A 24,584-nucleotide genomic window follows, 5' to 3' on the forward strand; every position below is an offset into this window, starting at 1 on the left:
AGTTTAAGTCTCCCTAGGGTAACGGCTACTTGCGTGCAGCGCACTCTTGAATAGCACCGGGGTGGGTGCCAGCCTGCATCAGCTCGTCCCAGCGCGTGGTATAGCGGTTTGAGCGATGCGCGCAGCGCAGCTGCCAGGCGGCCTTTGCATCTGTCATGCCAAAGCTGATTGTGCCTTGTCCCATCCGCTGGTTGATAGTATCCAGCGTGGCCATTAAATACGGATGACGGTTGCGCGGTGGCTGATGCAACAGCGAGAGCTGGTACTGCTCAGCATCGACTAAATCAAGCAGAATCACGCCTGCTTTCATGAACTTGTAGCCTGGCCGGTAAATCTGCTCAAGCCCTTGGTGGACGGCTTCAAGAATAGTGCGCGTGTCGTCGCTAGGTGAGGGCAGCGGCACCATAGCGTGGGGAAAGTACTGCGGCTGGTCGCGGCGATGGCGGTTGGTGTTTAAAAATATCATTACCGCACGGGTCAGACTGCGCTGTTCACGAAGCTTTTCGGCACTGCGCTGGGCATGGCGGCGTAAGGCATTGTGCACTTCGGTTTTGACCCCGCTTGGCTGGCCGAACGAGCGCGAAGTCATGATGCGGTGGCGCGGCTGGTCGAGCGCATTCATGTGTAGGCAGGGCGTGCCGCGTAGCTCAAGCGCTGTGCGGGCGATTACCACGGAGTAGCGTTTACGTAACTGCTGAATATCCATTTCACGCAAATCCCAGGCGGTATGAATATCGTTGATGGCCAGACGCTCGGCAAGCCTGTGGCCGATTCCCCAGACGCTGCCCACCGGTGTTTGTTTAAGCAGCGCCATGGTGGTCGCGCTTTGAGCACTCAGCAGGCAAACGCCTTGATAATGGGGTGACTCTTTGGCCAAGTGGTTTGCCAGCTTGGCCAGCGTGTGAGTCGGCGCAAGCCCGACGCATACCGGTAAGCCTAAATGACGTCGGATACGCCGCCGCAGCCATTCGCCCAATATTTGGCACTGCTTGTCGGTGAACTCCTCCAGATAGATGAACATTTCATCGATGGAGTAGGGCGATACCGCAGGACACGTATCGCGCAGCAGCTGGCATAGCCTTGCCGACATATCACCGTAAAGCTCGTAATTGGATGACTTCAGGTAGATGTCGCCACGCCTGCGCAAGCTTTCAAGCTTGAAAGACGGAATACCCATCGGGATGTCCATGGCTTTCATCTCAGCAGAGCGGGCGATGATACAGCCGTCGTTGTTCGACATGACGCCGACCGCTTTACCTTCCAGCGCCGGGTCAAACACACGCTCACAGCTGACGTAAAAATTGTTGGCATCCACCAGGCCGATCATCGTAGGTACTCATGGATAACCGCGCGCACCACGCCCCATAGCTGACAATTGGTACCTTCCAGGGGAAGCGGCGGGTAGTGGGGGTGTGCAGAGCAGAGATGGGGCGTGCCTAGGTAAAGCGCATAGCGCTTGATCAGCACTTCGTCTTCGAACATGGCCACCAGAATATGCCCCAGGCGGGGCTTGATGCTGCGATCAACGACCAGTAAGTCGCCGTCAAAAATCCCCCAGCCTTCCATGCTGTCGCCGGTCGCCGAAAGGTAAAACGTCTGGGTAGGATTTTTGATCAACCGCGTATTAAGGTCGAGCGTACGTGGTTCGTAATCCTGCGCTGGCGATGGAAAGCCGCTAAAGCCAGCGCGGCCTTGCAGGGAGGAGTAAGGCAGCGGCTGAAAGGTTAACGGCAAGGTTGGCACGACAGGCGATGGCGGAAACGGCATCGTCGGCATCCTCACTGAAATTAATATGTATTTATATACAGTATTTATTCGTGAGGCATAAATTGCAAGCGCTGAGCGTCGATCAGACTAACTTAGCGTGCCAGCCACAGGCCAACGACCACCGCGCTAATCACCGCAATCAGGAAAACAAGGTTGCGGGAACGCGTATCGCGACGAGGTTTCATAGGGTCACCATTAATCGATAGAAGGGTATAAAGCGGCGGAAGAATTGCGCTTGGCATGGTAACGTTTGTCGCTTAGACCGTCATCTATGCATTGCTTGAAAATGCGCGACGCTTCTCCTATATCGAAAAACGGCCAGGCCACGCTTGCTCATCCGCAAGACTGTCGCTTTGCCAGGAAATGACTTATGTCTGAAACAACGTCTGCGTGGACGAATCGCCGTGTTGGGCAAGCGCTAGTGCTTGCCCAAGGCCGCCTAGCGGCGCTGAGCTGGGGCCGCCAGGATGCCCCCGTATGGTTGGCGCTGCACGGCTGGCTGGATAACGCGGCAAGCTTTACCCGCCTGGCACCGCTATTGGCCGAAGTGCTGGACATCCGCATTGTAGCAATCGACTTCCGTGGTCATGGGCATTCAAAACATGCTCCGGCGGGCAGTGACTATGCGCTGTGGGATTACTGCCATGACGTGCTTGATGCGATGGACACGCTGGGTATCGAGCAGGCGTCGCTGTTGGCCCACTCAATGGGAGCGGCCGTCGCTTGCCTGGTGGCGGTCGCCATGCCGGAGCGCGTTGCTCAGTTGACACTGATTGATGGACTGGGGGCGTTGAATACGCCAGCAGAAGAAACCGCCAACCAGCTACGCAAAGGCTTGATTGCCTACCGGCGCCCGCTTTCCCGCCCGCCGCGTTATGCCGATATCGAAAGCGCAGTTGCCGCTCGGGTCGCTGGCGGAGTCACCCCACTGGATAGCGTGACGGCGATGCCTCTGGTTGAACGTAATACTGAAGCTACCGCCGATGGTTATATACAAATGCGCACCGATAGCCGATTGCTGAAACCCTCGCTGGTACGCTTTACACCAGAACAGGTGCTGGCTCAGTTGACCTGTATCCAGGCGCCGATGCTCTTGATCGAAGGCGAACGGGGTATTTTAGGCGAACGCGAGTGGGCTGAGCAGGCGCGCCAGGCGGTTAAGGATCTTACGCGCCACGTGTTACCGGGAGGGCATCACCTGCATCTAGAACCCAAGGTCGTTGCCGCCGTGGCGGAAGTAGTTGCTGCCCATTGGCAAACGGCCACGGCTTAGCGCAAGTCAGGTTATTCAGTGCTAGTTATTCAGTACCAGTTATTCAGTACCAGTTATTCAGTACCAGTTATTCAGTACCAGTTATTGATTACCGGTATTCAGAACACGCATCGATACAGCAAAGCGAGTAGGCATAAGAAATACAAGGACAAGCAATGAACCAACTGACGCGCGCGGGCAATGGCAAAAAGGTCGCCCTGGTATTGGGAAGCGGTGGGGCACGCGGCTACGCACATATTGGTGTGATCGAAGCGCTGGAAGCACGTGGTTTTGAGATTATCTCCATCGCCGGGTGCTCGATGGGTGCACTGATTGGCGGTATCTACGCCTCGGGAAAGCTGCCCGAGTATCGGGAGTGGGTATGCAACCTGGATTATCTCGATGTGCTCAGGCTTGTCGATATGACCTGGAGCCCCATGGGAGCCATGCGCGCCGTTAAGGTCATGCACAAGCTAAAAGAGCTGGTAGGCGATGTGCTGATCGAAGATCTGTCGATTCCTGTGACCACGGTGGCCACCGATCTGGTTCGTCAGCGCGAGGTGTGGTTTCAAAACGGCCCGCTGCTGAGCGCTATCCGGGCATCGATCGCTATTCCCGGCGTGATTACTCCGGTCAGTATGGGCGATCAGATGCTGGTCGATGGCGGGCTGCTCAACCCCTTGCCAATCATGCCGATCGTCTCAGCGCACAGTGCTGACTTAGTGATTGCCGTTAACGTGACGGCTCATAGCCCGCAGCCGGTGTCGTTGGAAGAGCTGCTGCCCAAAGAGCATGAAGAGAATGATAGCCGCACGGCCTCGGAGCGCGAGCGCGACGCCAATATGGGGGGGTGGATAAGCGATGTACGCGAAGCCACCAAGCGCTTATGGGACGGCCTGGGAGGTAACGGGGAGGACGACGATAGTGAAGAGGAGACCCCCGAAGCCCGTGGCAAGCGCGAGTGGAGCCGACTCGGCATGATTCTGGAGTCGTTCGATATCACCCAGGCGGCGTTGGCCAAGTACAAGATTGCCGGCTACCCGCCAGATGTACTGATCGAGATACCCAAAACGGTGTGCAACACGCACGAGTTTCATCGCGCCAAGGAGTTGATTCGTTTGGGACGGCACTTGGCCGACGAAGCGTTAGAGCGGCGCATGCCGAGTATCGCGTCGGATGCTACGGAGTAAGTCGCTTGAGCCTAGGAGCCCCGCTTACGCAGCAATATATAGACCGCTCCGGTGCCGCCATCGATATCAATCGCGGAGCAGAATGCCAGCACCCCCGGCCACTCACGCAGCCAGGTATTGGTATGGCTTTTAAGTACGGGGAAGTCGGAGGTGCTGCCCCACGCCTTGCCGTGAACCACCAGAACACAGCGTAACCCCTGGCTTGCCGCATCGCGCAGAAAGCTTTCAAGCTCCGCTCGGGCTTCTTCCAGGGTGTAGCCGTGCAGATCGAGTCCCGCCTGCCACTCGGTTTGGCCGCGCTTAAGCTGGCTAAAGGTGCGCCAGGGTAAATCGGGCACGCTGAATTCCAGATACTCGGAAGGGCGCACGGCTTCCACCCGGCCATCCGAGGTGCGCCCGCTGGTTTGCAGGGTGTTGCTCTCGACGGCAGCATTGCGCCTTGCCTGGTGGGCGTTATTATCACGCTTGGGCTTACCGGGGTCTGCCTGATTGGTCGCAATACGGCGCACGCCTGCTGCTTGAAGCGCCTGGCGAAAGGCACTGATATCGTCATCATTGGGCAGGTGGCGTCGCGTCATGTCAGGCTCAACGTGTGAAAAGTGGGAATGCTGGTCAGAAACAATAGAAAGAGGCGACAGTATAGCGAGCTGAGCGCCGCTGTGAACCGGGCGGCGTCAAAGGTACAATCTTTAAAGGTACAATCTTTTCTTTATCAACCGAGTGTAGCTTCATAATGGCTGCATGGATGATTTTCGTTTATCAGGAGTCGCTGTGACTACGCCCCTCAAAGCTGAGACCTCTCACTCAACCCTTTCGTTGCCGGATACGGCGTTGATGAGCGATCTTTTTACGCTACGCGACTATCTGCGCTGGGTATCCAGCGAGTTCTATCTGGCCGGCCTGCACTATGGTCACGGCACGGAGTCCGCCTGGGATGAAGCGGTCGCGCTTTGCTTAGGTGCGTTGCATCTACCCTGGAACGTCGACCCCAGCGTTCTGGAAGCACGGCTGCTGCCCGTTGAGCGCCAGCGTATTATTGCCCTGGCCCGGGAGCGGGTAACCAGCCGTCAGCCGTTGCCGTACCTGCTGGGCGAGGCTTTTTTTGCCGGCCACCCCTTTAATGTTGATGAGCGGGTGTTGATTCCACGCTCGCCGATTGCCGAGCTGATCGAAGACGGCTTTAGCGCCTGGTTCCCTGAAGAACCCCCGGCTAGCGTGCTGGATTTATGCACTGGCTCTGGCTGTATCGGGATTGCCACTGGCCTTTATCTGCCTACCTGTGAAGTCACACTTGCCGATATCAGCCAGGATGCGCTGGCCGTCGCCCGGGAAAACATCACGCGTCACGATGTGGGCGACCGGGTACGGGCGGTCGCATCCGATGTATTTGACGGCCTTGAAGGCCAGCGCTTTGATTTGATCGTCTCCAACCCGCCCTATGTGGATGCGCGTGATTTGGCTACCATGCCCGCGGAGTTCCGTCATGAACCCGCGCTGGCGCTGGGTGCTGGCAAAGACGGCCTGGATATCGTGCGGCGTATTCTGCGTGAGGCGCGCAGCCATTTAAGCGACTCCGGCTGGCTGATTGTGGAAGTGGGCAATTCTGACCGTCATGTGGAAGCTGCGTTTCCTGACGTACCTTTCATGTGGCTTGACTTCGAGCGTGGCGGCCAGGGCGTATTTGCCTTGAGCGCTGCTGAACTCGACGCCCATGCGGCGTCTTTTGTGTAAGGAATGAACGCCCATGTCTGGCAATAGTTTTGGCAAACTGTTTACCGTAACCACCTTTGGCGAAAGCCACGGCGTGGCACTTGGTGCCATTGTTGATGGCTGCCCGCCGGGGCTTGCGCTGTGTGAAGAGGATTTGCAGCGCGACCTGGACCGCCGCCGCCCGGGTAGCTCTCGCCATACCACGCAGCGTAAAGAGCCTGATCAGGTGAGGATTTTATCCGGCGTGTTTGAGGGTAAAACCACCGGCACCTCGATTGGCCTGTTGATCGAGAATACTGACCAGCGCTCCAATGATTACTCGAAAATCAAGGACCAGTTCCGCCCGGCGCACGCGGACTACACCTATCACCATAAATATGGCCATCGCGACTATCGCGGTGGTGGCCGTTCAAGCGCTCGCGAAACCGCCATGCGCGTGGCAGCAGGTGCGATCGCCAAGAAGTATTTGGCCGCCCAAGGCGTGCAGATCCGCGGCTACATGAGCCAGCTTGGCCCCATCAAGATCGAGTTCAAAGAGTGGGAAGCCGTCGAGCAGAACGCTTTTTTCTGCCCCGACCCTGCCAAAGTAGCCGAGCTTGAGACCTATATGGATCAGCTGCGGCGTGACCAGGATTCCGTGGGCGCAGAAATTACCGTGGTGGCCGAAGGCGTGCCGGTAGGCTTGGGCGAGCCGGTGTTTGACCGTCTGGATGCTGAGCTGGCGCACGGCTTAATGAGTATTAATGCGGTAAAAGGCATCGAGATTGGTGCAGGGTTTGGTTCGGTTTCCCAGCGGGGCAGCGAACACCGCGATGAGATGACGCCGGAAGGCTTTTTGTCCAACCATGCGGGGGGCGTTTTGGGCGGGATTTCCAGCGGGCAGCCTATCGTGGCAAGGCTTGCCCTCAAGCCAACCTCCAGTATTACTACGCCGGGGCGCTCCATCGATGTCAACGGCCAGCCGGTCGAGGTGATTACCAAAGGTCGCCACGACCCGTGCGTAGGCATTCGTGCAACACCCATTGCCGAAGCCATGATGGCCATTACGCTGCTAGATCATTGGTTACGTCAACGGGGTCAAAACGGCGAGGTAAGCGTTGATACGCCGCGCCTGAAACAGGTCTAGCGCAGATTTAACGTGGAGTTAGCGCAGCGTTAAAGCCATATACGGTTCGTTTAACGCTGCTACACTCAAGGGGAGATGGTTAAGGAGTAACTCCATGAAGATTAACGTTGAGTTTGATCTGACCCCGGATGAGTTCCGCCAGGCGCTTGGGCTGCCTGATATCGAGGCATTTCAGCAAAGCCTGCTGGAAAACATCCAGCGCCAAATGGAGTCAGGTGTTGAAGGCTATGACCCCATGAGCCTGATGCGGCCTTTCTTGCAGCAGCCGATGATGCAGCAAGGGTTATCGCAGGGACTGGCTAATTTTGGGACGTACCAGCAAATGATGCTGGATATGCTGCGCCAGGCGGGTAGTTCCAGCGGTACCGCCAATGATCGTCAGGCAGCGGACGATGACACGTCTGGCAGGGGAAGCGCCAAGGCAAAAGCACCGGCGTCCTCACGCTCGCGTAGTAAAGGAAAAACCGAGTAACGCGGCAAGGTGAGTAGCGGCCAGAAAGATCGCGGTCGTCATCTAAGTGTTATTGCAATGCACCATACTAGCGCTTACTCTTTTTTTGCAGTGCAACAAAAATACAACATACAGTGCAGTACATTACGTTCATAAGGGCCTTTGGGCTCACCTTAGAAACGCAATAGGAGCAGACACCATGCAAGACAAGATGACGGACGCCTTTAACGCCCAAACCCGCCAAATGTTTGAGCCGATGCGCAAGATCAACTCGCTGATGCTCAACAACATGGAAAAAATGACCCAATACCAGCTGGAGGCGATGAAACGCTACAGCCAGATGGGGACAGAGCGCATTCGTAGCGCCACTAACATTCAGGATGCGGAAAGCCTGCGCGATTTCGGTACTCAGCAAGCCGAAATGATGAATGAGATTTCACAGCAGATGCAGGAAGACGCTCGCGCTATGAGCGAAATGAGCCTTCAGTTCAAATCTGAAATGGAAAAGCTGTTTAGCGATGCCGGTCAAAAAATGACCGAGCAGGCAACCTCCGCGGCCCAAGGCGAAAAGCCGGGTACCGCATCCAGCCAGTCTTCACGTAAAAAATAAAACGTTGATTGGCTCGCGGCGCCTGATGGCGCCGTATTTTTATGTCGATGCCGTTAGGCGTGATGGCGCCTGCGAGTAGGGGGAGTCAGTATGCAAAGGTGGACATCAGACAACATGGCGCCACAGGGCATGTCTCAAGAGGAGATTGAGGCATGGCATGCGCAGCTCAAAGAGATGGGCGGGCAGTATCAGGGCCTGATGCAGGATCTGCTCGCGCGGATAGCGCCTAGCGAAGCCGCCGATTCGATACAGGATGATATGCGCAAAAGCTTCGAAGCGGGCGCGCAGTCATTAATGAATAACCCGACCTTGCTCTGGCAAACTCAGACGCGCCTGCTGCAAGATCAGTGGCTGCTCTGGCAACAGAGTATGCGTGCTTTCTCGGGCGAGCAGGTAGCCCCGCTCATCACTCCTTCCAAAAGCGATCGACGCTTTAAAGATGAAGCCTGGACCAATGACCCTCACTACACGGCCATCATGCAGCAGTATCTGCTGTTTTCTCAGATGGTGGAGGAGTTAATTGAGCGCCTTGAAGGCATAGATAGCACACAAAAGCGCAATCTTGAGTTCTATGCCCGCCAGTTAGTCAGCGCCATGTCACCGACCAATTTCGTTTCCACTAACCCGGAAGTGGTGCGGCGAACGCTGGAAACGCGCGGACAAAACCTGGTAGAAGGTCTGGCCCGGCTACGTGAAGACCTGGCCAACTCCGCCGAAGGCATTAACGTGTGCATGACTGAGCGCAACGCGTTTGATATCGGCGAAAATATTGCCGTTACTCCCGGTGCGGTGGTTTATGAAAACGAGCTTATCCAGCTTATTCAGTACACTCCCACTACCGAGAAAACCTTTAAAACGCCCTTGCTTATCGTACCGCCATGGATCAACAAGTATTACATTCTGGACCTGCGCCAAGATAACTCCATGGTCAAATGGATGGTCGATCAAGGCCATACGGTATTTTTGATCTCGTGGCGCAACCCTGATTCTGAGCAGCGTGATATTACCTGGGCCGACTATATGCAGATGGGGCCGATCAGCGCTATCGATGCGATCGAGCAGGCCTGCGGAGAGAAGTCAGTTAACCTGGTAAGTTACTGTGTGGGAGGCACGCTGACCGCCTCGACGGTTGCTTACCTTACGAGTACACGCCAGGGGCGCAAAGTAAAATCGGTAACCTATATGGCCACCCTGCAGGACTTCCGTGACCCTGGCGACATTGGCGTCTTTCTTAACGAAGGCGTTTTAAAGGGGCTGGAGCAGAGCATGAAGCTCAAAGGCTATCTGGATGGCCGCTCCATGGCCTATACCTTTAACCTGCTGCGTGAAAATGATCTTTTCTGGTCGTTTTATATCAATAACTATTTGAAAGGTGAGATGCCCGCCGCCTTTGATCTTCTGCACTGGAATACCGATGGCACCAATCTACCGGCAACGACCCATGCCTGGTATTTACGCCATATGTACCTTGAGAACCGTTTGGTACAGCCGGGTGGCATTGAGTTGGACGGCGTGAAAATCGACCTGCGTAAAGTCTCGATTCCGAGCTATTTTGTCTCCACCAAAGAAGATCATATCGCCAAGTGGAACAGCACGTATTACGGAGCGCTTTTGCCGAAGGGCCCCGTTACCTTTGTACTCGGTGGTTCAGGGCATATCGCGGGGATCGTCAACCCGCCCCAAAAGAACAAGTATGGCTACTGGAGTAACGACGCGTTGCCTGAATCCCACGAGGAGTGGCTGGAGCAAGCCACGTTCAACGAAGGTTCCTGGTGGCCACACTGGCAGGCATGGATGACACAGAATGGCTATGCGGATAGCCACAAAATGGTGCCGGCACGCAAGCCCGGTGATGGCAAACTCAGCGTGATTGAGCCCGCGCCGGGGCGCTATGTAAAGGTCACCATTTCTCAGTTATCCGGTGAGCTTTCCTGATCCTGGATCAGCACCGTTAATGCATCTCTTGAACGTACAAAGCCCTGAGTTGTTGTTCAGGGCTTTGCGGTTTTCAGGTGTTTATAAAAACGTAGTAGGAAAATTGAAGTGGCGGTACCCAAGAGCGGCATGGGGGGTGCCCCCGGCGGTTGACATAATGTCGCAGGTGGTTTGTGGAAACACGTAATAGAGCTATGGTAGGCCGACGATTAATAACGGGTGCGCGCCACGCTACAGGCTGGCTTTACGAGTGAGCTATGCGCGCGCCTGCATCATTACATTCCCCCTAACGAGAGTTGATATGGCGTACCTAATGCACAAAACGATGATCAAGCGAACCTGCCGCCAATTAGCATTCACTACGTGTGCGCTGTTATTAACCGCAGGCGTTGCCCAGGCGCAATCACTAGACGTTACCAACGCGCGGCTGAGTCTGTTACCCGGCAACACCCCGGGGGCTGGGTATTTTGAGTTGCATAATAGTGGCGATGAAAGTGTGACGTTAGTGGGCGCGGAAAGCCCGGCCTTTGAAAGTGTTGAAATGCATATAAGCTCCGAGCATAACGGCATGGCGCATATGCACGCCTTTGAATCACTGGATATCGGCCCTGATGAGCGTATCGAATTCGCGCCCAAGGGGCAGCACTTAATGTTTATGCGCCGCGTAGCGCCTTTAAACGAAGGTGACGAGGTGGAAGTGGTGCTTACGTTTAGCGATGAGCAGCGCTTGCCCGTGACCTTTAATGTTGTCTCCCCGACATCCCTGTAAAAGCAATGATAGGACGATTACGCATGTATAAGGTGTTGCTTGCAACGCTAACTACTCTGCTGCTGGTAGGCTGCAGTGATCAAAGTTGGCGCACCACGGATGTCGCAGATATTATGCCACCGCTGGATTTTGCACTGGTGGATGAAAACGGTGACAGCGTGCAGGCCGAGGAGTATCTGGGTAAACCGACGCTCGTCTATTTCGGCTATACCTACTGCCCCGATGTCTGCCCGATTACCCTTGCAAGGCTGGGCGATGCGATAAGAAAACTTGATGATGAAACGCGCGATGAGATTCAGGTGCTGTTTATTTCGGTAGACCCTGCCCGCGATACACCTGAGGTATTAAAACGTTATACGGATGCTTTTGGACCTGAGTTTGTCGGTTTAAGCGGTGATAAAGCGGCTATCGATGCCGTCACCAACCGCTATCGGGTGGCTTACGAGTATGGCGAAGAGAATGAAAACGGCGATTATCTGGTAACCCACTCCAGTGCCGTTTTTGCCTTTGACCGGGAAGGCCAGGCGCAGTTCTTGGTGCGCGACAGCCATCCAGTAAACGACGTTGAAGCCGATATCAAACGTCTGGTGGCCCAAGGTTAAGGTTATTTAGAGGGCTACTGGCGATCACAAAAGGGGGCGACTGAATATCAGTCGCCCCCTTTTTCATACGAACATCTTTAATGGCTAATAGCAGGCTGAGTAAGCTGGTTTAGCAAACCGATGAAAGGCCACAGCGCGACTTGTACAATCGAGAGTTAATATCTAGCTCAACTTTGTCGCTGTCTTTATCGTAAAAGAAGGAAGCATAGCCGTTTTCGGAGGACGCGGTGCGGTATAAGCCACAGATGCCATAGCCGTACTGCACTTCTTGTAGCTGGGAAAGCTCGATCTCATTGGACGTATCAAGCTCTTTGGCCAGGGCATGTTGAATATCGCTGCCAACGTTGCTGTCAGACATGGCTTGACCACCAAAAATAGCGACCCCTAGAACGACGATCAGCGCCAGCGGAAGCACGACAAGCAGTAAAAAAGGCCGAGATTTAAGCATGGCGTTATCCTCTGTCAGCCCGAATAAATACGTTAAAAGAGCCGTATTGTAGCGCTACTCGATGTCGCCGCCTACTCACTGCGACAACGTGTCAAGCGAAGGCCGGGAAGTAGCATAAGCGCTGCTAACAACCAAGCAGGCCAGCTACCGGTACGGGTGAACGGTGTGAGACCTTCCATCGCATAAAATTCGCCTACCAGCGCCGTCGTTTCAAACTGCGGAACACGTGCCACGATCTCTCCGCGCGCATCAATAATAGCGGTAATGCCGTTGCTGGTTGCGCGTACTACATAACGGCCGTTTTCCAGTGCTCTAAGCCTTGCCATCTGCAAATGCTGATGAGGGCCGATCGAGGCGCCAAACCAGGTGTCATTGGAGACGGTAAGCAGTACATCGCTTTCTTGAGCGCGGCGGGCGACGAGCTGTGGGTAGATGATTTCGTAGCAAATCGCATTGCCAAGGCTTACGCCTGCCGCAAGCATTGGCGTTTGCTCAGAAGCGCCTTTGGTAAAGCTCGACATCGGCAGGTCAAAAAAGTCGATAGCACCGCGCAGCACGCTTTCCAGGGGCAGGTATTCGCCAAAGGGCACCAAGTGCTCTTTTTGATAGCTGCCTTCAACATTGCCGACGCCAATCACTCCATTATAGTAGCGGTTGGCCTCATCCAGCTGAACGATCCCCGTTACCAGCGCAACCCCTGGCGGCAGGTTGGACTGCACGCGCTCCAGAACCGGGCGTGCCTGGGCTTCCATCATGGGCAGCGCCGTTTCCGGCCAGATCACGATATCCACTTCATCGGCCACTTCAGCGGTCAAGCGGCTATACGTATTGGCGGCGGTGCGCTGGCCTTCAGGCGTCCATTTTAAAAGCTGGGGCAGGTTGCCTTGAAGCAGGGCGACACGGGTGGGCGTCTCGGCGGGGGTCGTCCACTGTTGAGGAAGTGCCAGGGGAATAAGCCAGATAGCCGCAAGTGGCGCGAGCGCCCACCATTGGCGGCGTAGTACGGCTTCAGCGGCGAGCGTGCCGCTAAGCATCACCAGCAGCGAGAGCAGGTACACACCACCGATGGGTGCCCAGCTGGCCAGCGGCGAGTCGACATAGCCTGAGCCCAACAGCAGCCAGGGAAAGCCCGTAAACAGATACGTGCGCAGCACTTCGCCCAATACCCAAATGCCTGCAAAGGTAAGCAGCGCCAGTTTGGGTGTAAAAAAGCGTCGATAAAGCCAAAAGATGCCCGCATAAAAAAGCGCTAACACACCCACAAACAGGGCCGTCAGAAAAACCGCCAGCGGTACGCCGGTGTAGCCATAGTCATGGATAGAGACATATACCCAGGACGTGCCGCTTGCGAAAAGCGCCACGCCATACAGCCAGCCTTTAAGCGCTGCCTGGGCGGGCGTTAGGGTATGCAGTCCCATGTAAAGCAATGCGATCGCAATCGGGCCAAGCCACCATAATTCAAACGGTGAGGCCGTGAGCGTGGTAAAACCGCCTGCCACGAGGGCAAGTAGCAGTTGCAGCATAAAAATGGGCGTTGGCCCCATGGTGATGTCCTGTCGGCTAGTCATTTGGCAAGTCTATGGGCGAACAACGTATTAATCACCGTCTCTGTCGTCGGGACTCTCGGTGTTGTCATCGCGGTAGGCTTCCAGCAAACGAATACGTCGGTTATCGGCATTCAGGATAACGAACCGCCAGCCGCCGAAACGGGTATGTTCACCGCGACCGGGTAGGTGACCAAACTGCTGCATGACCAGGCCGCCAACCGTATCGAACTCGTCATCGGAAAATTCGGTGCCGAAGCGATCATTAAAATCTTCGATGGGGGTGAGGGCGCGAATGGCAAAGTGACCGTTTTCAAGCGTGCGGATATCGTCTTCTTCGTCGGTGTCGTGCTCATCTTCAATATCACCCACGATCTGCTCGAGGATATCTTCGATGGTGATAATACCTGCCGTACCGCCGTATTCGTCCACCACAATCGCCATATGGTTATGGGTGTCACGAAACTCTTTCAACAGGCTGTTCAGACGCTTGGACTCGGGGATGAACATGGCCGGTCGGAGGATGTCTTCAAGCTTGAAAGCGTCACGGCTCTCCTGGGTTTGCGAAAGTAGCGGTAGCAGGTCTTTAACCAGCAGAATGCCTTTTATATCGTCCAGATTTTCGCCGATCACAGGGTAACGGGAGTGACCGGTTTCCTGAATAAGCGGCAAATAGCCGTCGCTGGTTTGATCCAGGGTAATGGCAGAGACCTGGGAGCGGGGAATCAGGACCTCGCGGACCTGCTGATCGCTAATCTCAAGCGCACCCTCGATAATCATGATGGCGTCCTGATCTAGCTTCAACTTCCCTGCAGTGTGGCGTAAAAACGTCATCAGCTCATCGCGTGAACTGGGTTCGTCACTATCTCCGGTTAGGGCGCCAAAGAGTTTCTCGAGCCAGGATTTTTGATTAGGGTTGCTCGATCGGTCTTCGCTCATGCGTCAAATCTCTTGTTTATGGGGCAGACAACTGTCTTGGCGTGCATAAAAAGGCCACATCGCAAGCTAACGTTTTATCACTGACTCAGGGCACTATGCCAGCTGCGGTAAGCCAATGTTACGACTCTTGCTCAAACGACGTGATAAGGATCAGGGATTTCCAGCTCGGCAAGCAGTGTACGCTCAAGCTGTTCCATCTCTTCCGCCTCCTGGTCTTCAATATGGTCATAGCCCATTAAATGCAGCGTGCCGTGAACGACCATGTGAGCATAGTGGTGGGCCAACGGCTTTTGCTGTTCATCTGCCTCGCTTAACACCACCGCATGACAGATGATCAAATCGCCCAGCAGCGGTAACGTCATGCCGGGCGGATTTTCAAACGGAAACGATAAAACGTTGGTTGGCTTGTCCTTACCGCGATAGTCACGATTCAGCGCCTGGCTTTCCTGCTCATCGACAAAGCGAATGGTAAGCTCTTTACGTTCATCATCGGGGTGATGCGCAAACACGCAGCCCACCCAGTGGGTGAGCTGTTCAAGAGTAGGCAGTGTCGGCTCATCAATCGCGGCTTGGCGATCAATCACGATAGCATTCAACGTGACGTATCTCCCCAGCGTTCCTGGGCCTGAAGGCGTGCTTCGCGCTCTTGCTGGCGAGCATCGCGACGGGCACGCTCTTCGACTTCCTGCTGCGATTCAAAGTCGTCGTACGCTTCGATAATGCGCTGTACCAAGGGGTGGCGTACCACGTCTTTAGCGGCAAAGTGGGTGACGCCGATTCCCGGGGTGTCTTTTAATACGTCAAGTACTTGGGACAGGCCTGAACGCTGCCCACGGGGTAAGTCGACCTGGGTAATATCCCCGGTGATCACCGCCGTTGAACCAAAGCCGATCCGTGTCAGGAACATTTTCATCTGCTCCGGTGTGGTGTTCTGGCTCTCATCCAAAATGATGTACGAATTGTTAAGCGTGCGGCCGCGCATATAGGCCAGCGGGGCTATTTCAATCACCTGACGCTCAATGAGCTTGGCCACTTGTTCAAAGCCGATCATCTCGTACAGCGCGTCATACAGCGGGCGCAGGTACGGGTCGATCTTTTGTGCCAGGTCGCCTGGCAGGAAACCGAGTTTTTCACCCGCTTCAACCGCTGGACGTACCAGTAGAATACGCCGAACTTCCTGCTGATTAAGGGCTTCTACAGCAGCCGCAACGGCAAGGTAGGTTTTGCCGGTGCCCGCCGGCCCAATACCAAAGTTGATATCGTGCTCGCGGATACTTAACACATAACGCTGCTGGTTCAGGCCGCGCGGTTTGATCATGGTGCGGGGGGTGCGCATGATCACTTCATCGCTGCCGCCTTCACCATCCTCTTCGTCCTCTAGCGCTTCCATGCCAGATTCCTGAAGGAACAGGTGCACGGTATCAGCAGAAAGCTCGTCAGCCGCCGTTTCACGATAAAGATGCTCGAGTACGTTCGCCGCTGCCTTGATGCGATTAGCTGGCCCTGCAAGCTGAAAAACATTGCCCCGGTTGCGTAACGTCACATCCAGTCGGCTTTCAATCAACTTCAAGTGCTCATCCTGCTGGCCGCAAAGGCTTGCAAGACGCTGCGGATCATTGGGTTCAAGGCTTAGGGTAATGATGCGATTGGCCTGAGTTGATGGTTGGCTCAAGAGTAGGAAACCCGTCAGTTGATGTATGTAGGTCTCAGCTTACTGCCCCGACGGGTGTCGGGGCAATTACCTAAGATAAGAGAGCGTTCAGTAGCGTTCTGGGGAAGCAAGCTCGCCGCGCAGCGAATTGGGGAATGCCTCGGTAATTTCGACATCCACAAAGTAGCCAATCAGCTCGGTCGGGTTGGCCGCGCGGAAGTTCACCACGCGGTTATTCTCGGTACGTCCGGAGAGCTGTCCTGGATCTTTCGGCGAGAAACCGGTGACCAGAATACGCTGAGTGGTACCTACCATGCGACGGCTGATCTGGGCCACATTCTGCAGGATGCGCTCTTGCAGAATCGCCAAACGCTGCTTCTTGACGCTTTCCGGCGTTTCATCGGGCAGGCCAGAGGCGGGGGTGCCAGGGCGCGCCGAGTAGACAAAGCTGAACGAGTGATCAAAGCCAATCCGGTGGATCAGGTTCATCGTGGCTTCAAAGTCTTCCTCGGTCTCGCCAGGGAAGCCAATGATGAAGTCAGACGAGAAGCTGATATCCGGACGGTTGGCGCGCACGCGCTCCATCTTCTCAATGTACTCTTCTGCCGTATGGCCACGCTTCATGGCGCTAAGAATACGGTCAGAGCCCGATTGAACCGGCAAATGCAGGTGGCTGACAAGCTCGGGGATATCCGCGAAGGCGTCAACCAGGCTGTCGGTAAACTCAACCGGGTGCGAAGTGGTAAAGCGTATGCGGTCAATGCCATCCACCGCGGCGATACAGGCAATCAGTTCAGCAAGATCAATTTCATCGCCATCGTCGTTATCGCCTCGGTAGGCGTTAACGTTTTGGCCCAGCAGGTTGACTTCGCGCACCCCTTGATCGGCCAGATGGATAACTTCATCCATGACCTTTTCAAACGGACGTGAGACCTCTTCACCGCGGGTATAGGGCACCACGCAGAAGGTGCAGTACTTGGAGCAGCCTTCCATGATCGAGACAAAGGCCGTTGCGCCGTCCGACTTGGGCTGGGGCAGGTGATCGAACTTCTCGATTTCCGGGAACGTTACGTCTACCGCAGCAATTTGGTTGTTGCTGCGCGCATCCAGCATGGAGGGCACGCGGTGCAGCGTTTGCGGGCCGAAAACCATATCCACGAAGGGTGCACGCTTGCGCAGCGCTTCGCCTTCCTGGCTCGCCACGCAGCCGCCTACACCAATCACCAGGTCAGGGTTGGCATCTTTAAGCTTTTTCCAGCGCCCCAACTGATGAAACACCTTCTCCTGCGCCTTCTCACGAATCGAGCAGGTGTTGAGAAGGATAACGTCGGCTTCCTTCTCGTTGTCGGTTAGTTCAAGCTGGTGAGATTCACCGAGCAGATCCGCCATGCGGGAGGAGTCGTACTCGTTCATTTGGCAGCCGTGCGTTTTGATGAAGAGCTTCTTCGCCATCGGTACCTGTCATCTATGAGTCGTCGGGGGACGAGGGATGAATGAAATGTCGTGTCAGTGATTTAGGCCACTGTTGAATAACCCTATTATACGGACACACGAAACCCGGGGCTAGCGTTCAGCTATAATCGATACTTGACCTTCGTGTCTCAATCAGTATACTACGCACCGTGTTTGAGCAGTTCCTCGATAGCTCAGTTGGTAGAGCAAATGACTGTTAATCATTGGGTCACAGGTTCGAGTCCTGTTCGAGGAGCCAACACTTTACAAGTTGGTTCTGCTTGAAATACAATAGCTTAAGATGTTCCTCGATAGCTCAGTTGGTAGAGCAAATGACTGTTAATCATTGGGTCACAGGTTCGAGTCCTGTTCGAGGAGCCAAGCTTTTCTACTTTACTATCTGTTTCGGTCAGCCGATTTAGGTAGCGCGTTATTCCTCGATAGCTCAGTTGGTAGAGCAAATGACTGTTAATCATTGGGTCACAGGTTCGAGTCCTGTTCGAGGAGCCATCTTCTTATCTTTCTAGATGTCTTTTAGTGCACTTCTTCGTGTGCAATTCTAGAGCGATGTGTCTGCCTTGTTTAAATCTCTTTACTACTACTTGAATGCCCAATGCCTAGCGCATTTTGGGTTATTTCGTGTGTCTGGCGGTTGGTAAAATGCTGCGTTATAAAAAAAACGCCGACCTTCAAGGCCGGCGTTGCAGGGCGGAAGCTTGGCGCTTAGCGCGCGGCCATCCGCTGAGATTTTTGCATATGAGCGTAGTCGAGCAGGATTTCTGCCGCTTCTAGCACCGGTGCGCGATCAACCGGCATATCCTCATCTTCGTTCTCGTCCGCCTCAGCGCCTTCCTCGGGCTCGCCGCTGTCCAGGCGTGCGTCCATCCATTCGTCAAGCTCAGGAAGATTCAGTGCCCGGCGACGCTGGTTTTCAAGCGAGAGCTGCTCGGCTTCCTGTGCTTCTAGCTCGCGCTGGCGCTGCTCGCGGTTCAGGCTGACTGTCGTGTGCTGTTCGCGCAGCTGGCGAGCTAGCGCAGACTGGCTTTCAAGATAACGGAAGTTGGGGTTCGTTTTGGCGCGCGCCGTATGTTCAGCCGCCAATGCATCGATAAAGGTTTCCGGCGTACCGTAGCGACGATACTGAACATTCTGAACCGTATCCCAGCCCAGGGCGTTATCCAGGCTGCTTTCACCAATGCGTTCCGGGTCGATCAGGCTTGGGAAGCTGATATCCGGATCAACCCCGCGATTTTGCGTACTCTCGCCGGAAATACGATAAAACTTGGCGCGGGTCAGCTTTATTTGCCCATGGCTTAGGTCGTTCAAGGTTTGAACGGTGCCTTTGCCAAAGGTTGAGGAGCCAACCACTAGGCCGCGACCGTAATCCTGAATGGCTCCTGCGAAAATTTCCGAAGCAGAGGCAGAGAGACGGTTCACCAAAACGGTCAGCGGGCCATCGTAAGTGGTGCCTGCATCCGTGTCGCCGTAAAGCTGAATACGGCCTTGAGCATCACGCACCTGGACGGTGGGGCCGCGGTCAATAAACAGGCCGATAAGCGAGTTGGCTTCCTGTAGAGCGCCGCCGCCGTTATTGCGGAGGTCCAGCACGATACCTTCAACGCCTTCTTCTTTCAGGCGCTCAATTTCACGGGCTACGTCACGCGTGGTGCTGCGGTACTCTTCTTCACCTGCCTGCCAGGCATCAAAATCAACGTAGAAAGTGGGGATATTGATTACCCCGACCGGGTGAGGTTCGCCATCACGCTCAATGTCGATTACTTCGCCATGAGCCGCCTGGTCTTCAAGGCTTACCGTATCGCGGGTAATTTCGACGATATGTGAGCGGGTCATATCAACGGCCTGGGCGGGTACTATGTCTAAGCGTACCACTGAGCCTTTAGGGCCACGTATCAGGTCAACCACGTTATCCAGGCGCATGCCCACTACATTAACCATTTCGCCGTCTTCCTGGCCAACGGCAATAATGCGATCGGCGGGCTCCAGAACGTCAGCGCGATCAGCCGGGCCTCCGGGTACCAGGCTTGCCACTTTGACGTATTCACCGTCAGCCTGTAAAAGCGCGCCGATGCCTTCAAGCGACAGGCTCATCTGAATGTCAAAAGACTCGCTCTGGCGGGGGGAAAGGTAGCCGGTATGCGGGTCAATAGTGCTGGTGACGGCAGCCATTAACAGGCCAAACACATCTTCGGATTCTGTTTGTTTCAGGCGTGACAGCTGGCCTTCATAGCGTTGGCGCAGATTGTCTACTATCTGTTCTTCATCCTGATCGGTGAGCGCCAGCGTTAGCGCGTCGTTTTTCAGACGCTTACGCCAAAGCTCGTCCAGCTCGCTTTCGCGAGTCGCCCAGGCAGCATCTTCACGGTCGATTTCAAGGCGCTCGTCGCTATCGAAATCAAACGACAGTCCAGCATCAAGGCGTGCCAGCAGCCACTCAGTGCGCGCTATATGGCGCTCGCTGAGCTGATTGTAAAGCTCGAAGGCGTCGTCCAGGTCGCCGCTAAACAGCGCCTCGGCCATGGTGTTTTCTAAATGACGGTAGGGTTCAATATCACGGCTTAATAGATAAGCCCGCTGGCCATCAAGAAAGTCCAGGTAGCGTTGAAAAGCTTCCTGTGACCACTGCTCATCAAACGTAATATTCGCGTAGTGGCCGTAGCGGAGCGCGTCCGCAATTTCTTCTGCCGCTTGGCGTTGTTCGTCGGTCGGTGCAATTTGTGCCATTACTGCCGGGCTGGTAACAACCAGCATGACGGCAAGGGCGACCGAGCGCGAAAGCGTTGCAAACAAGCTCATCAGTCAAGCTCTCCCGGATTTGTGTACACTCATTCTTCCCTAGACCCGCAGGTGACCTATGAGTTGCGTAGGCCAGGGGAGCATTGTAGCAGGTCGTCTGCTCTATGAGACTCAATCATTACTGTTATGAGGATTTCCATGTCCGAAGCTTTCAACGCCGATCGTTTAACGCGGTTATGTGATTTTCTGCGCCAGTCGCCCACGCCGTGGCATGCTACGAAGACAATGGCCGAGCGTTTAGAGAAAGCGGGTTTTCAGCGCTTGAAGGAAACGGCTAACTGGCAGCTTACGCCTGGGAAGCGCTACTACGTTACGCGCAATGATTCCTCGATTATAGCCTTTCAATTGCCCAGCGATGCGCTGAAAAGCCTCCGCATGCTGGGCGCGCATACCGATAGCCCGGGGCTGCGCTTAAAGCCTAACGCGACACAGCACTCGGCTGGCTGGTTGCAGCTGGGCGTGCAGGTGTATGGCGGGGTATTGCTGGCACCCTGGTTTGACCGTGATTTAGGCTTGGCTGGGCGAGTGCACGTGCGTCATGCTGACGGCCAACTGGAAAGCCTGCTGCTCAATGTTGATCGCCCGGTCGCCATGGTACCGAGTTTAGCGATCCATATGGACCGTGAGGTGAATACGGGCCGGGCGATTAACCCGCAAACGCAGATGGCGCCGGTGTTGCTACAAAGCGATAGTGCCAAGCTTTCAGATCTACTGGCCGTATGGCTTGAAGAGCAGCACGGTGTGCGTGCGGTCGAAGTGGTGGATTTCGAGCTGGGTTTTTATGACGTGCAGCCACCTTCGCTTGTCGGGGTCAAACAGGAGCTAATTGCCAGCGCACGTCTGGATAATCTGCTTTCGTGCTTTATGGGCCTGGAAGCCCTGCTTGAAAGCGACGGCAGTCAAGGGGCGCTGCTAGTAGCCAATGATCATGAAGAGGTGGGTAGCGCTAGCGCCTGTGGCGCGCAGGGGCCTTTCTTGAGCGATGTGCTCAAGCGTATCAATGGACAGGTAGGTGGCGGGTCCGAGGAGTCGCTGATTCAGCTGATTCAGTCGTCGCTGATGATCTCCTGTGACAACGCTCATGGCCTGCATCCCAACTTTAAGGATAAGCACGACGAGCGCCACGGCCCAGCATTGAATGGCGGCCCGGTTATCAAGGTAAATGCCAGTCAGCGTTATGCGACCAATAGCGTGACCGGTGCGCTATTTCGCGATGTGTGCCGCGAGGCGGATGTGCCGGTTCAGTCGTTTGTAACCCGTGCGGATATGGGCTGTGGCAGCACCATAGGCCCGATTACCGCCACAGAAGTGGGCGTGCCTACGCTGGATATCGGCGTGCCGCAGTGGGCAATGCACTCTATCCGCGAGACGGCTGGGACGCGCGATGTGGAGTATCTTACTCGGGCGCTAACAGTGTTTTTAAATCGGCCAATGCTGAGCTGATGCCTAGCTATTGGGCTTGGCACTGAGCATAAAAAAAGCCCGCTGACGAATCAGCGGGCTTTTAGCTATTGCTAGCTTAAATCGGTGTTGGTGGCTACGCCCTGATTTGAACAGGGGACCCCATCATTATGAGTGATGTGCTCTAACCAGCTGAGCTACGTAGCCTTTCAACGGGGGCGTATGTTACTCAGCGAAGCGCCATCCGTCAAGAACTTATTGCGGAAAGCGCTTACACGTTAAACCGGAAGTGCACCACATCGCCATCTTTGACGATGTACTCTTTGCCTTCCAGGCGCCATTTGCCCGCGTCTTTCGCGCCTTGCTCGCCACCCAGTGAGACAAAGTCGTCATAGGCGATGACTTCTGCACGAATAAAGCCTTTCTGGAAGTCGGTGTGGATAGCGCCAGCGGCTTCGGGTGCTGTTGCGCCTTGCTTGACGGTCCAGGCGCGGACTTCTTTTACACCTGCAGTGAAGTAGGTCTGCAGGCCGAGCAGGGCATAGCCTGCACGAATCACGCGGTCCAGGCCGGGTTCATCCATACCCATTTCACCGAGGAACATGGCGCGTTCTTCGTCTTCAAGCTCAGCGATTTCCGCTTCAAGCTGGTTGCAGACGGGTACCACGACTGCGCCTTCTTCAGCGGCGATTTCTCTGACAATCTCCAGGTAGGGATTGTTTTCGAAACCGTCTTCATTGACGTTGGCGATGTACATGGTGGGTTTTAAGGTCAAAAAGCCAAAGCTTTTCACCTGGCGTTTTTCGTCTTCATCCAGGCCAAAGCTTCTAAGCGGCATGCCTTCGGCCAGGTGTGGCTCGATTTTATCCAGAATGGTTTTGGTGGCGATGGCATCTTTGTCGCCGCCTTTCACTGAGCGTAGCAGGCGCTGGCTGGCTTTCTCAACGGTATCCAGATCGGCAAGTGCCAGCTCAAGATTGATCGTTTCGATATCCGCACGCGGATCAACCTGGTTGGCTACGTGAATAACGTTGTCGTTATCAAAGCAGCGCACCACGTGGGCAATCGCCTGGGTTTCACGGATGTTGGCCAGGAACTTGTTGCCCAGCCCTTCACCTTTGGAAGCACCCGCTACCAAGCCTGCGATATCCACGAATTCCATGGTCGTAGGCAGTATTTTCTGGGGTTTTACAATGGCGGATAGCTTGTCCAGGCGCGGGTCAGGCATGGGGACGATGCCCACGTTGGGCTCGATGGTGCAGAAAGGGAAGTTTTCGGCATCAATACCTGATTTGGTCAGCGCATTGAAAAGCGTGGATTTGCCTACGTTGGGTAGGCCGACGATACCGCAGTTAAAGCCCATAAATTCATTCCTAGCCGCTAAGCAAACGCCGCCTAAATGCCTTATCCAGCGCCTGCCTAAAGTGAAAAAAGATCAGTGTTAACTATTTTACGCTATGCAGGCGGTTCATGGCTTTCGCCCATTCGCCTTCCAGTACAAGAGGGAGCGTGGCCTGGCATTCGTCAAGGGTGCGGTCGATCGCTTCCTGTTCGGCTTTGCCGGGACGGCCAAGTACATAGTTGGTAACCTGGCGCGCCTCACCGGGGTGGCCGATGCCGATACGGATGCGATGAAACTGCTTTTGGTTGCCCAGTGCGCTGATGATATCGCGCAAGCCGTTGTGGCCGCCGTGGCCTCCGCCTGTTTTATAACGTCCTTGCCCCGGAGGGAGGTCGAGCTCATCGTGAGCGACCAGCAGGTTTTCAGGGGCAAGTTTAAAAAACTGGGTAAGCGCTGCTACCGCGGCACCGCTGCGGTTCATAAATGTGGTCGGGTTGAGCAGATGAAGCTCATGGTCGCCAATGCGTGCCTTGGCATAAAGGCCAAGGAATTTCTTTTCCGGGCGTAGTTCGGTGTGGGCGCTGCGCGCGATAGCGTCAATCAGCCAAAAGCCCGCATTATGGCGGGTGGCGTCATACTCGGCGCCGGGATTGCCTAGGCCTATCAGGGCCGTTACCTGGCTCATTTACCTACCTCCAAATTACCTACCTCAAAAAAAGTTTCCGGTAGAAATTTTTGGCGTCGCATCAAAAGCGGCTCGAAGGGCGGTTGCCAGGAAGGCAAGCCGCAAAAAAAATCAAGCGCCGAAGCGCTTGATCTATCATTCTTGGGCCATGCAGGCATGGCCCAAGCAAAGTACGTGTTAGCCGTTATGGCTTTGCGTACTGATATCAGGCTTATTCAGCGCTGGTACCTTCTTCGCCTTCACCTTCGTCTTCTTCTTCACTACGTACTTTTACTTTAGTGATGCTCAGCACGGCGTTGTCGTGATCTTCACCGTGAGACAGGTCAACGGAAGTGACGCCTTTCGGCAGGGTCAGATCGGACAGGTGCAGAGTAGTGCCCAGCTCAACCGCTGAAATATCAACTTCCAGGTAGTCAGGCAGGTCTTTCGGCAAGCAGCTGATGGCAACTTCGTTGGCCAGTACGTGCAGTTCGCCGCCCTGGTCTTTGATGCCCACACATTTTTCTTCGCCAGTCACGTGAAGCGGTACGTTCATGGTGATTTCATGAGTAGCGTCAACACGCAGGAAGTCAGCGTGAGTCAGAAGCGGTTTGTAGGGGTGACGCTGAAGATCACGTACCACTACCTGCTCTTCTTTACCATCGATAACCAGCTTGATTACTGAGGAGAAGAAGGATTCGTCTTCAATTGCTTTGTAGAAAGCTGTTTTTTCTACAGAGATTGATTGCGCGCCTTTTTCACCGCCGTAAATAACGGCCGGTACTTGTTGGTTCGCACGACGCAGGCGGCGGCTCGCACCTTTCCCCAGGTCGTTACGAACGCTGGCTTTCAGGATAAAATCAGACATGTAATTTGCCTCTTGGTTTAAGTAAGGAAACGCCGCCGACCGCGACCAG

General features: G+C 55.0%; 23 protein-coding genes and 4 tRNA genes. 13 read left to right on the forward strand and 14 right to left on the reverse strand.

All coding sequences use genetic code 11. The features are described 5' to 3' along the window. Positions 1-25 precede the first annotated feature (25 nt). Positions 26-1,327, reverse strand: coding sequence for a Y-family DNA polymerase (locus D467_RS0106460; RefSeq protein WP_018916692.1), 1,302 nt, complete (start codon positions 1,325-1,327; stop codon positions 26-28). Next, positions 1,324-1,767: a LexA family protein gene (locus D467_RS0106465; protein ID WP_018916693.1), complete on the reverse strand. Its 444-nt coding sequence runs from the start codon at positions 1,765-1,767 to the stop codon at positions 1,324-1,326. The genes D467_RS0106460 and D467_RS0106465 overlap by 4 nt, the downstream gene beginning before the upstream one ends. 370 nt (positions 1,768-2,137) lie before the next feature. Between D467_RS0106465 and D467_RS0106475 the strand changes: the two genes are divergently transcribed. Together D467_RS0106475 and D467_RS0106480 are read left to right on the forward strand one after the other, a co-directional pair. Next, a complete protein-coding gene (locus tag D467_RS0106475; RefSeq protein ID WP_018916695.1) occupies positions 2,138-3,040 on the forward strand; it encodes an alpha/beta fold hydrolase in 903 nt (300 codons plus the stop codon). A 155-nt stretch (positions 3,041-3,195) separates the two neighbouring features. Further along, complete coding sequence (locus D467_RS0106480; RefSeq protein WP_018916696.1) at positions 3,196-4,209, forward strand: patatin-like phospholipase family protein; 1,014 nt, start codon at positions 3,196-3,198, stop codon at positions 4,207-4,209. Positions 4,210-4,220: 11 nt separating this feature from the next. Here the strand turns inward: D467_RS0106480 and D467_RS0106485 are convergent, their stop codons facing one another. Beyond that, complete coding sequence (locus D467_RS0106485) at positions 4,221-4,787, reverse strand: Smr/MutS family protein (protein WP_018916697.1); 567 nt, start codon at positions 4,785-4,787, stop codon at positions 4,221-4,223. Positions 4,788-4,980: 193 nt separating this feature from the next. Between D467_RS0106485 and prmB the strand changes: the two genes are divergently transcribed. From prmB to D467_RS0106520, 7 genes are all read left to right on the forward strand, one after another. Continuing rightward, positions 4,981-5,940, forward strand: a complete 960-nt coding sequence (gene prmB / locus D467_RS0106490; protein ID WP_018916698.1) for a 50S ribosomal protein L3 N(5)-glutamine methyltransferase — start codon at positions 4,981-4,983, stop codon at positions 5,938-5,940. A 13-nt stretch (positions 5,941-5,953) separates the two neighbouring features. Then, complete coding sequence (gene aroC, locus D467_RS0106495; RefSeq protein ID WP_018916699.1) at positions 5,954-7,045, forward strand: chorismate synthase; 1,092 nt, start codon at positions 5,954-5,956, stop codon at positions 7,043-7,045. A gap of 94 nt (positions 7,046-7,139) precedes the next feature. Beyond that, entirely contained in the window at positions 7,140-7,517 is a 378-nt protein-coding gene (locus D467_RS0106500) for a hypothetical protein (protein ID WP_018916700.1), read from the forward strand. Positions 7,518-7,695: 178 nt separating this feature from the next. After that, positions 7,696-8,106, forward strand: a complete 411-nt coding sequence (locus tag D467_RS0106505) for a phasin family protein (RefSeq protein ID WP_018916701.1) — start codon at positions 7,696-7,698, stop codon at positions 8,104-8,106. A gap of 90 nt (positions 8,107-8,196) precedes the next feature. After that, a complete protein-coding gene (phaC, locus tag D467_RS0106510) occupies positions 8,197-10,041 on the forward strand; it encodes a class I poly(R)-hydroxyalkanoic acid synthase (protein WP_244147807.1) in 1,845 nt (614 codons plus the stop codon). A 301-nt stretch (positions 10,042-10,342) separates the two neighbouring features. Continuing rightward, positions 10,343-10,810 (forward strand): copper chaperone PCu(A)C, encoded by a 468-nt coding sequence (locus D467_RS0106515; protein ID WP_018916703.1) that lies wholly within the window; start codon positions 10,343-10,345, stop codon positions 10,808-10,810. Between the two features lie 23 nt (positions 10,811-10,833). Beyond that, positions 10,834-11,412 (forward strand): SCO family protein, encoded by a 579-nt coding sequence (locus tag D467_RS0106520; protein ID WP_018916704.1) that lies wholly within the window; start codon positions 10,834-10,836, stop codon positions 11,410-11,412. Between the two features lie 109 nt (positions 11,413-11,521). Here D467_RS0106520 and D467_RS0106525 read toward each other — a convergent pair whose 3' ends face one another. The 6 genes from D467_RS0106525 to miaB all read right to left on the reverse strand — a co-directional run bounded on the left by D467_RS0106525 (position 11,522) and on the right by miaB (position 17,446). Beyond that, complete coding sequence (locus tag D467_RS0106525) at positions 11,522-11,860, reverse strand: hypothetical protein (protein ID WP_018916705.1); 339 nt, start codon at positions 11,858-11,860, stop codon at positions 11,522-11,524. A gap of 71 nt (positions 11,861-11,931) precedes the next feature. Beyond that, positions 11,932-13,404: an apolipoprotein N-acyltransferase gene (gene lnt, locus D467_RS0106530; RefSeq protein WP_018916706.1), complete on the reverse strand. Its 1,473-nt coding sequence runs from the start codon at positions 13,402-13,404 to the stop codon at positions 11,932-11,934. A gap of 51 nt (positions 13,405-13,455) precedes the next feature. Beyond that, positions 13,456-14,343 (reverse strand): CorC family transporter, encoded by an 888-nt coding sequence (locus D467_RS0106535; RefSeq protein WP_018916707.1) that lies wholly within the window; start codon positions 14,341-14,343, stop codon positions 13,456-13,458. Positions 14,344-14,474: 131 nt separating this feature from the next. Next, positions 14,475-14,939 carry an rRNA maturation RNase YbeY gene (ybeY, locus tag D467_RS0106540; protein WP_018916708.1) on the reverse strand — a complete coding sequence of 155 codons (465 nt, stop codon included), beginning with the start codon at positions 14,937-14,939 and terminating at the stop codon, positions 14,475-14,477. Beyond that, on the reverse strand, positions 14,936-16,015 hold the full coding sequence (locus D467_RS0106545) for a PhoH family protein (RefSeq protein ID WP_018916709.1): 1,080 nt from the start codon (positions 16,013-16,015) through the stop codon (positions 14,936-14,938). The genes ybeY and D467_RS0106545 overlap by 4 nt, the downstream gene beginning before the upstream one ends. 87 nt (positions 16,016-16,102) lie before the next feature. Continuing rightward, positions 16,103-17,446, reverse strand: a complete 1,344-nt coding sequence (gene miaB, locus D467_RS0106550) for a tRNA (N6-isopentenyl adenosine(37)-C2)-methylthiotransferase MiaB (RefSeq protein ID WP_018916710.1) — start codon at positions 17,444-17,446, stop codon at positions 16,103-16,105. 183 nt (positions 17,447-17,629) lie between these two features. On the opposite strand from miaB, the gene D467_RS0106555 reads away from it, so the two are divergent. The 3 genes from D467_RS0106555 to D467_RS0106565 all read left to right on the forward strand — a co-directional run bounded on the left by D467_RS0106555 (position 17,630) and on the right by D467_RS0106565 (position 17,956). Beyond that, positions 17,630-17,705, forward strand: a tRNA-Asn gene (locus tag D467_RS0106555). Between the two features lie 46 nt (positions 17,706-17,751). After that, positions 17,752-17,827 (forward strand) — tRNA-Asn (locus D467_RS0106560). Positions 17,828-17,880: 53 nt separating this feature from the next. Beyond that, a tRNA-Asn gene (locus D467_RS0106565) sits at positions 17,881-17,956 on the forward strand. Positions 17,957-18,169: 213 nt separating this feature from the next. Here D467_RS0106565 and D467_RS0106570 read toward each other — a convergent pair. Further along, positions 18,170-20,260 carry a carboxy terminal-processing peptidase gene (locus tag D467_RS0106570; RefSeq protein ID WP_018916711.1) on the reverse strand — a complete coding sequence of 697 codons (2,091 nt, stop codon included), beginning with the start codon at positions 20,258-20,260 and terminating at the stop codon, positions 18,170-18,172. 138 nt (positions 20,261-20,398) lie between these two features. Between D467_RS0106570 and D467_RS0106575 the strand changes: the two genes are divergently transcribed. Further along, positions 20,399-21,703 (forward strand): M18 family aminopeptidase, encoded by a 1,305-nt coding sequence (locus tag D467_RS0106575; RefSeq protein ID WP_018916712.1) that lies wholly within the window; start codon positions 20,399-20,401, stop codon positions 21,701-21,703. A gap of 88 nt (positions 21,704-21,791) precedes the next feature. Here D467_RS0106575 and D467_RS0106580 read toward each other — a convergent pair. From D467_RS0106580 to D467_RS0106595, 4 genes are all read right to left on the reverse strand, one after another. Continuing rightward, a tRNA-Met gene (locus D467_RS0106580) sits at positions 21,792-21,868 on the reverse strand. A 64-nt stretch (positions 21,869-21,932) separates the two neighbouring features. Continuing rightward, complete coding sequence (gene ychF / locus D467_RS0106585) at positions 21,933-23,024, reverse strand: redox-regulated ATPase YchF (RefSeq protein WP_018916713.1); 1,092 nt, start codon at positions 23,022-23,024, stop codon at positions 21,933-21,935. An 82-nt stretch (positions 23,025-23,106) separates the two neighbouring features. Further along, on the reverse strand, positions 23,107-23,688 hold the full coding sequence (pth, locus tag D467_RS0106590; protein WP_018916714.1) for an aminoacyl-tRNA hydrolase: 582 nt from the start codon (positions 23,686-23,688) through the stop codon (positions 23,107-23,109). A gap of 211 nt (positions 23,689-23,899) precedes the next feature. Further along, complete coding sequence (locus D467_RS0106595; protein ID WP_018916715.1) at positions 23,900-24,535, reverse strand: 50S ribosomal protein L25/general stress protein Ctc; 636 nt, start codon at positions 24,533-24,535, stop codon at positions 23,900-23,902. Positions 24,536-24,584 lie beyond the last annotated feature (49 nt).

It is taken from the genome of Vreelandella zhanjiangensis DSM 21076, from assembly GCF_000377665.1.
Classification (GTDB): Bacteria; Pseudomonadota; Gammaproteobacteria; order Pseudomonadales; family Halomonadaceae; genus Vreelandella; species Vreelandella zhanjiangensis.

What these genes read in the sequence shown, in the direction of transcription:
- D467_RS0106570 (WP_018916711.1), bottom strand. Translation starts at nt 20,260, where the DNA reads ATGAGCTTGTTTGCAACGCTTTCGCGCTCGGTCGCCCTTGCCGTCATG.
- D467_RS0106575 (WP_018916712.1), top strand. Translation starts at nt 20,399, where the DNA reads ATGTCCGAAGCTTTCAACGCCGATCGTTTAACGCGGTTATGTGATTTT.
- phaC (WP_244147807.1), top strand. Translation starts at nt 8,197, where the DNA reads ATGCAAAGGTGGACATCAGACAACATGGCGCCACAGGGCATGTCTCAA.
- pth (WP_018916714.1), bottom strand. Translation starts at nt 23,688, where the DNA reads ATGAGCCAGGTAACGGCCCTGATAGGCCTAGGCAATCCCGGCGCCGAG.
- D467_RS0106525 (WP_018916705.1), bottom strand. Translation starts at nt 11,860, where the DNA reads ATGCTTAAATCTCGGCCTTTTTTACTGCTTGTCGTGCTTCCGCTGGCG.
- ychF (WP_018916713.1), bottom strand. Translation starts at nt 23,024, where the DNA reads ATGGGCTTTAACTGCGGTATCGTCGGCCTACCCAACGTAGGCAAATCC.
- D467_RS0106500 (WP_018916700.1), top strand. Translation starts at nt 7,140, where the DNA reads ATGAAGATTAACGTTGAGTTTGATCTGACCCCGGATGAGTTCCGCCAG.
- lnt (WP_018916706.1), bottom strand. Translation starts at nt 13,404, where the DNA reads ATGGGGCCAACGCCCATTTTTATGCTGCAACTGCTACTTGCCCTCGTG.
- D467_RS0106475 (WP_018916695.1), top strand. Translation starts at nt 2,138, where the DNA reads ATGTCTGAAACAACGTCTGCGTGGACGAATCGCCGTGTTGGGCAAGCG.
- D467_RS0106460 (WP_018916692.1), bottom strand. Translation starts at nt 1,327, where the DNA reads ATGATCGGCCTGGTGGATGCCAACAATTTTTACGTCAGCTGTGAGCGT.
- D467_RS0106465 (WP_018916693.1), bottom strand. Translation starts at nt 1,767, where the DNA reads ATGCCGTTTCCGCCATCGCCTGTCGTGCCAACCTTGCCGTTAACCTTT.
- D467_RS0106520 (WP_018916704.1), top strand. Translation starts at nt 10,834, where the DNA reads ATGTATAAGGTGTTGCTTGCAACGCTAACTACTCTGCTGCTGGTAGGC.
- D467_RS0106505 (WP_018916701.1), top strand. Translation starts at nt 7,696, where the DNA reads ATGCAAGACAAGATGACGGACGCCTTTAACGCCCAAACCCGCCAAATG.
- D467_RS0106485 (WP_018916697.1), bottom strand. Translation starts at nt 4,787, where the DNA reads ATGACGCGACGCCACCTGCCCAATGATGACGATATCAGTGCCTTTCGC.
- D467_RS0106595 (WP_018916715.1), bottom strand. Translation starts at nt 24,535, where the DNA reads ATGTCTGATTTTATCCTGAAAGCCAGCGTTCGTAACGACCTGGGGAAA.
- miaB (WP_018916710.1), bottom strand. Translation starts at nt 17,446, where the DNA reads ATGGCGAAGAAGCTCTTCATCAAAACGCACGGCTGCCAAATGAACGAG.
- D467_RS0106535 (WP_018916707.1), bottom strand. Translation starts at nt 14,343, where the DNA reads ATGAGCGAAGACCGATCGAGCAACCCTAATCAAAAATCCTGGCTCGAG.
- aroC (WP_018916699.1), top strand. Translation starts at nt 5,954, where the DNA reads ATGTCTGGCAATAGTTTTGGCAAACTGTTTACCGTAACCACCTTTGGC.
- D467_RS0106480 (WP_018916696.1), top strand. Translation starts at nt 3,196, where the DNA reads ATGAACCAACTGACGCGCGCGGGCAATGGCAAAAAGGTCGCCCTGGTA.
- D467_RS0106515 (WP_018916703.1), top strand. Translation starts at nt 10,343, where the DNA reads ATGGCGTACCTAATGCACAAAACGATGATCAAGCGAACCTGCCGCCAA.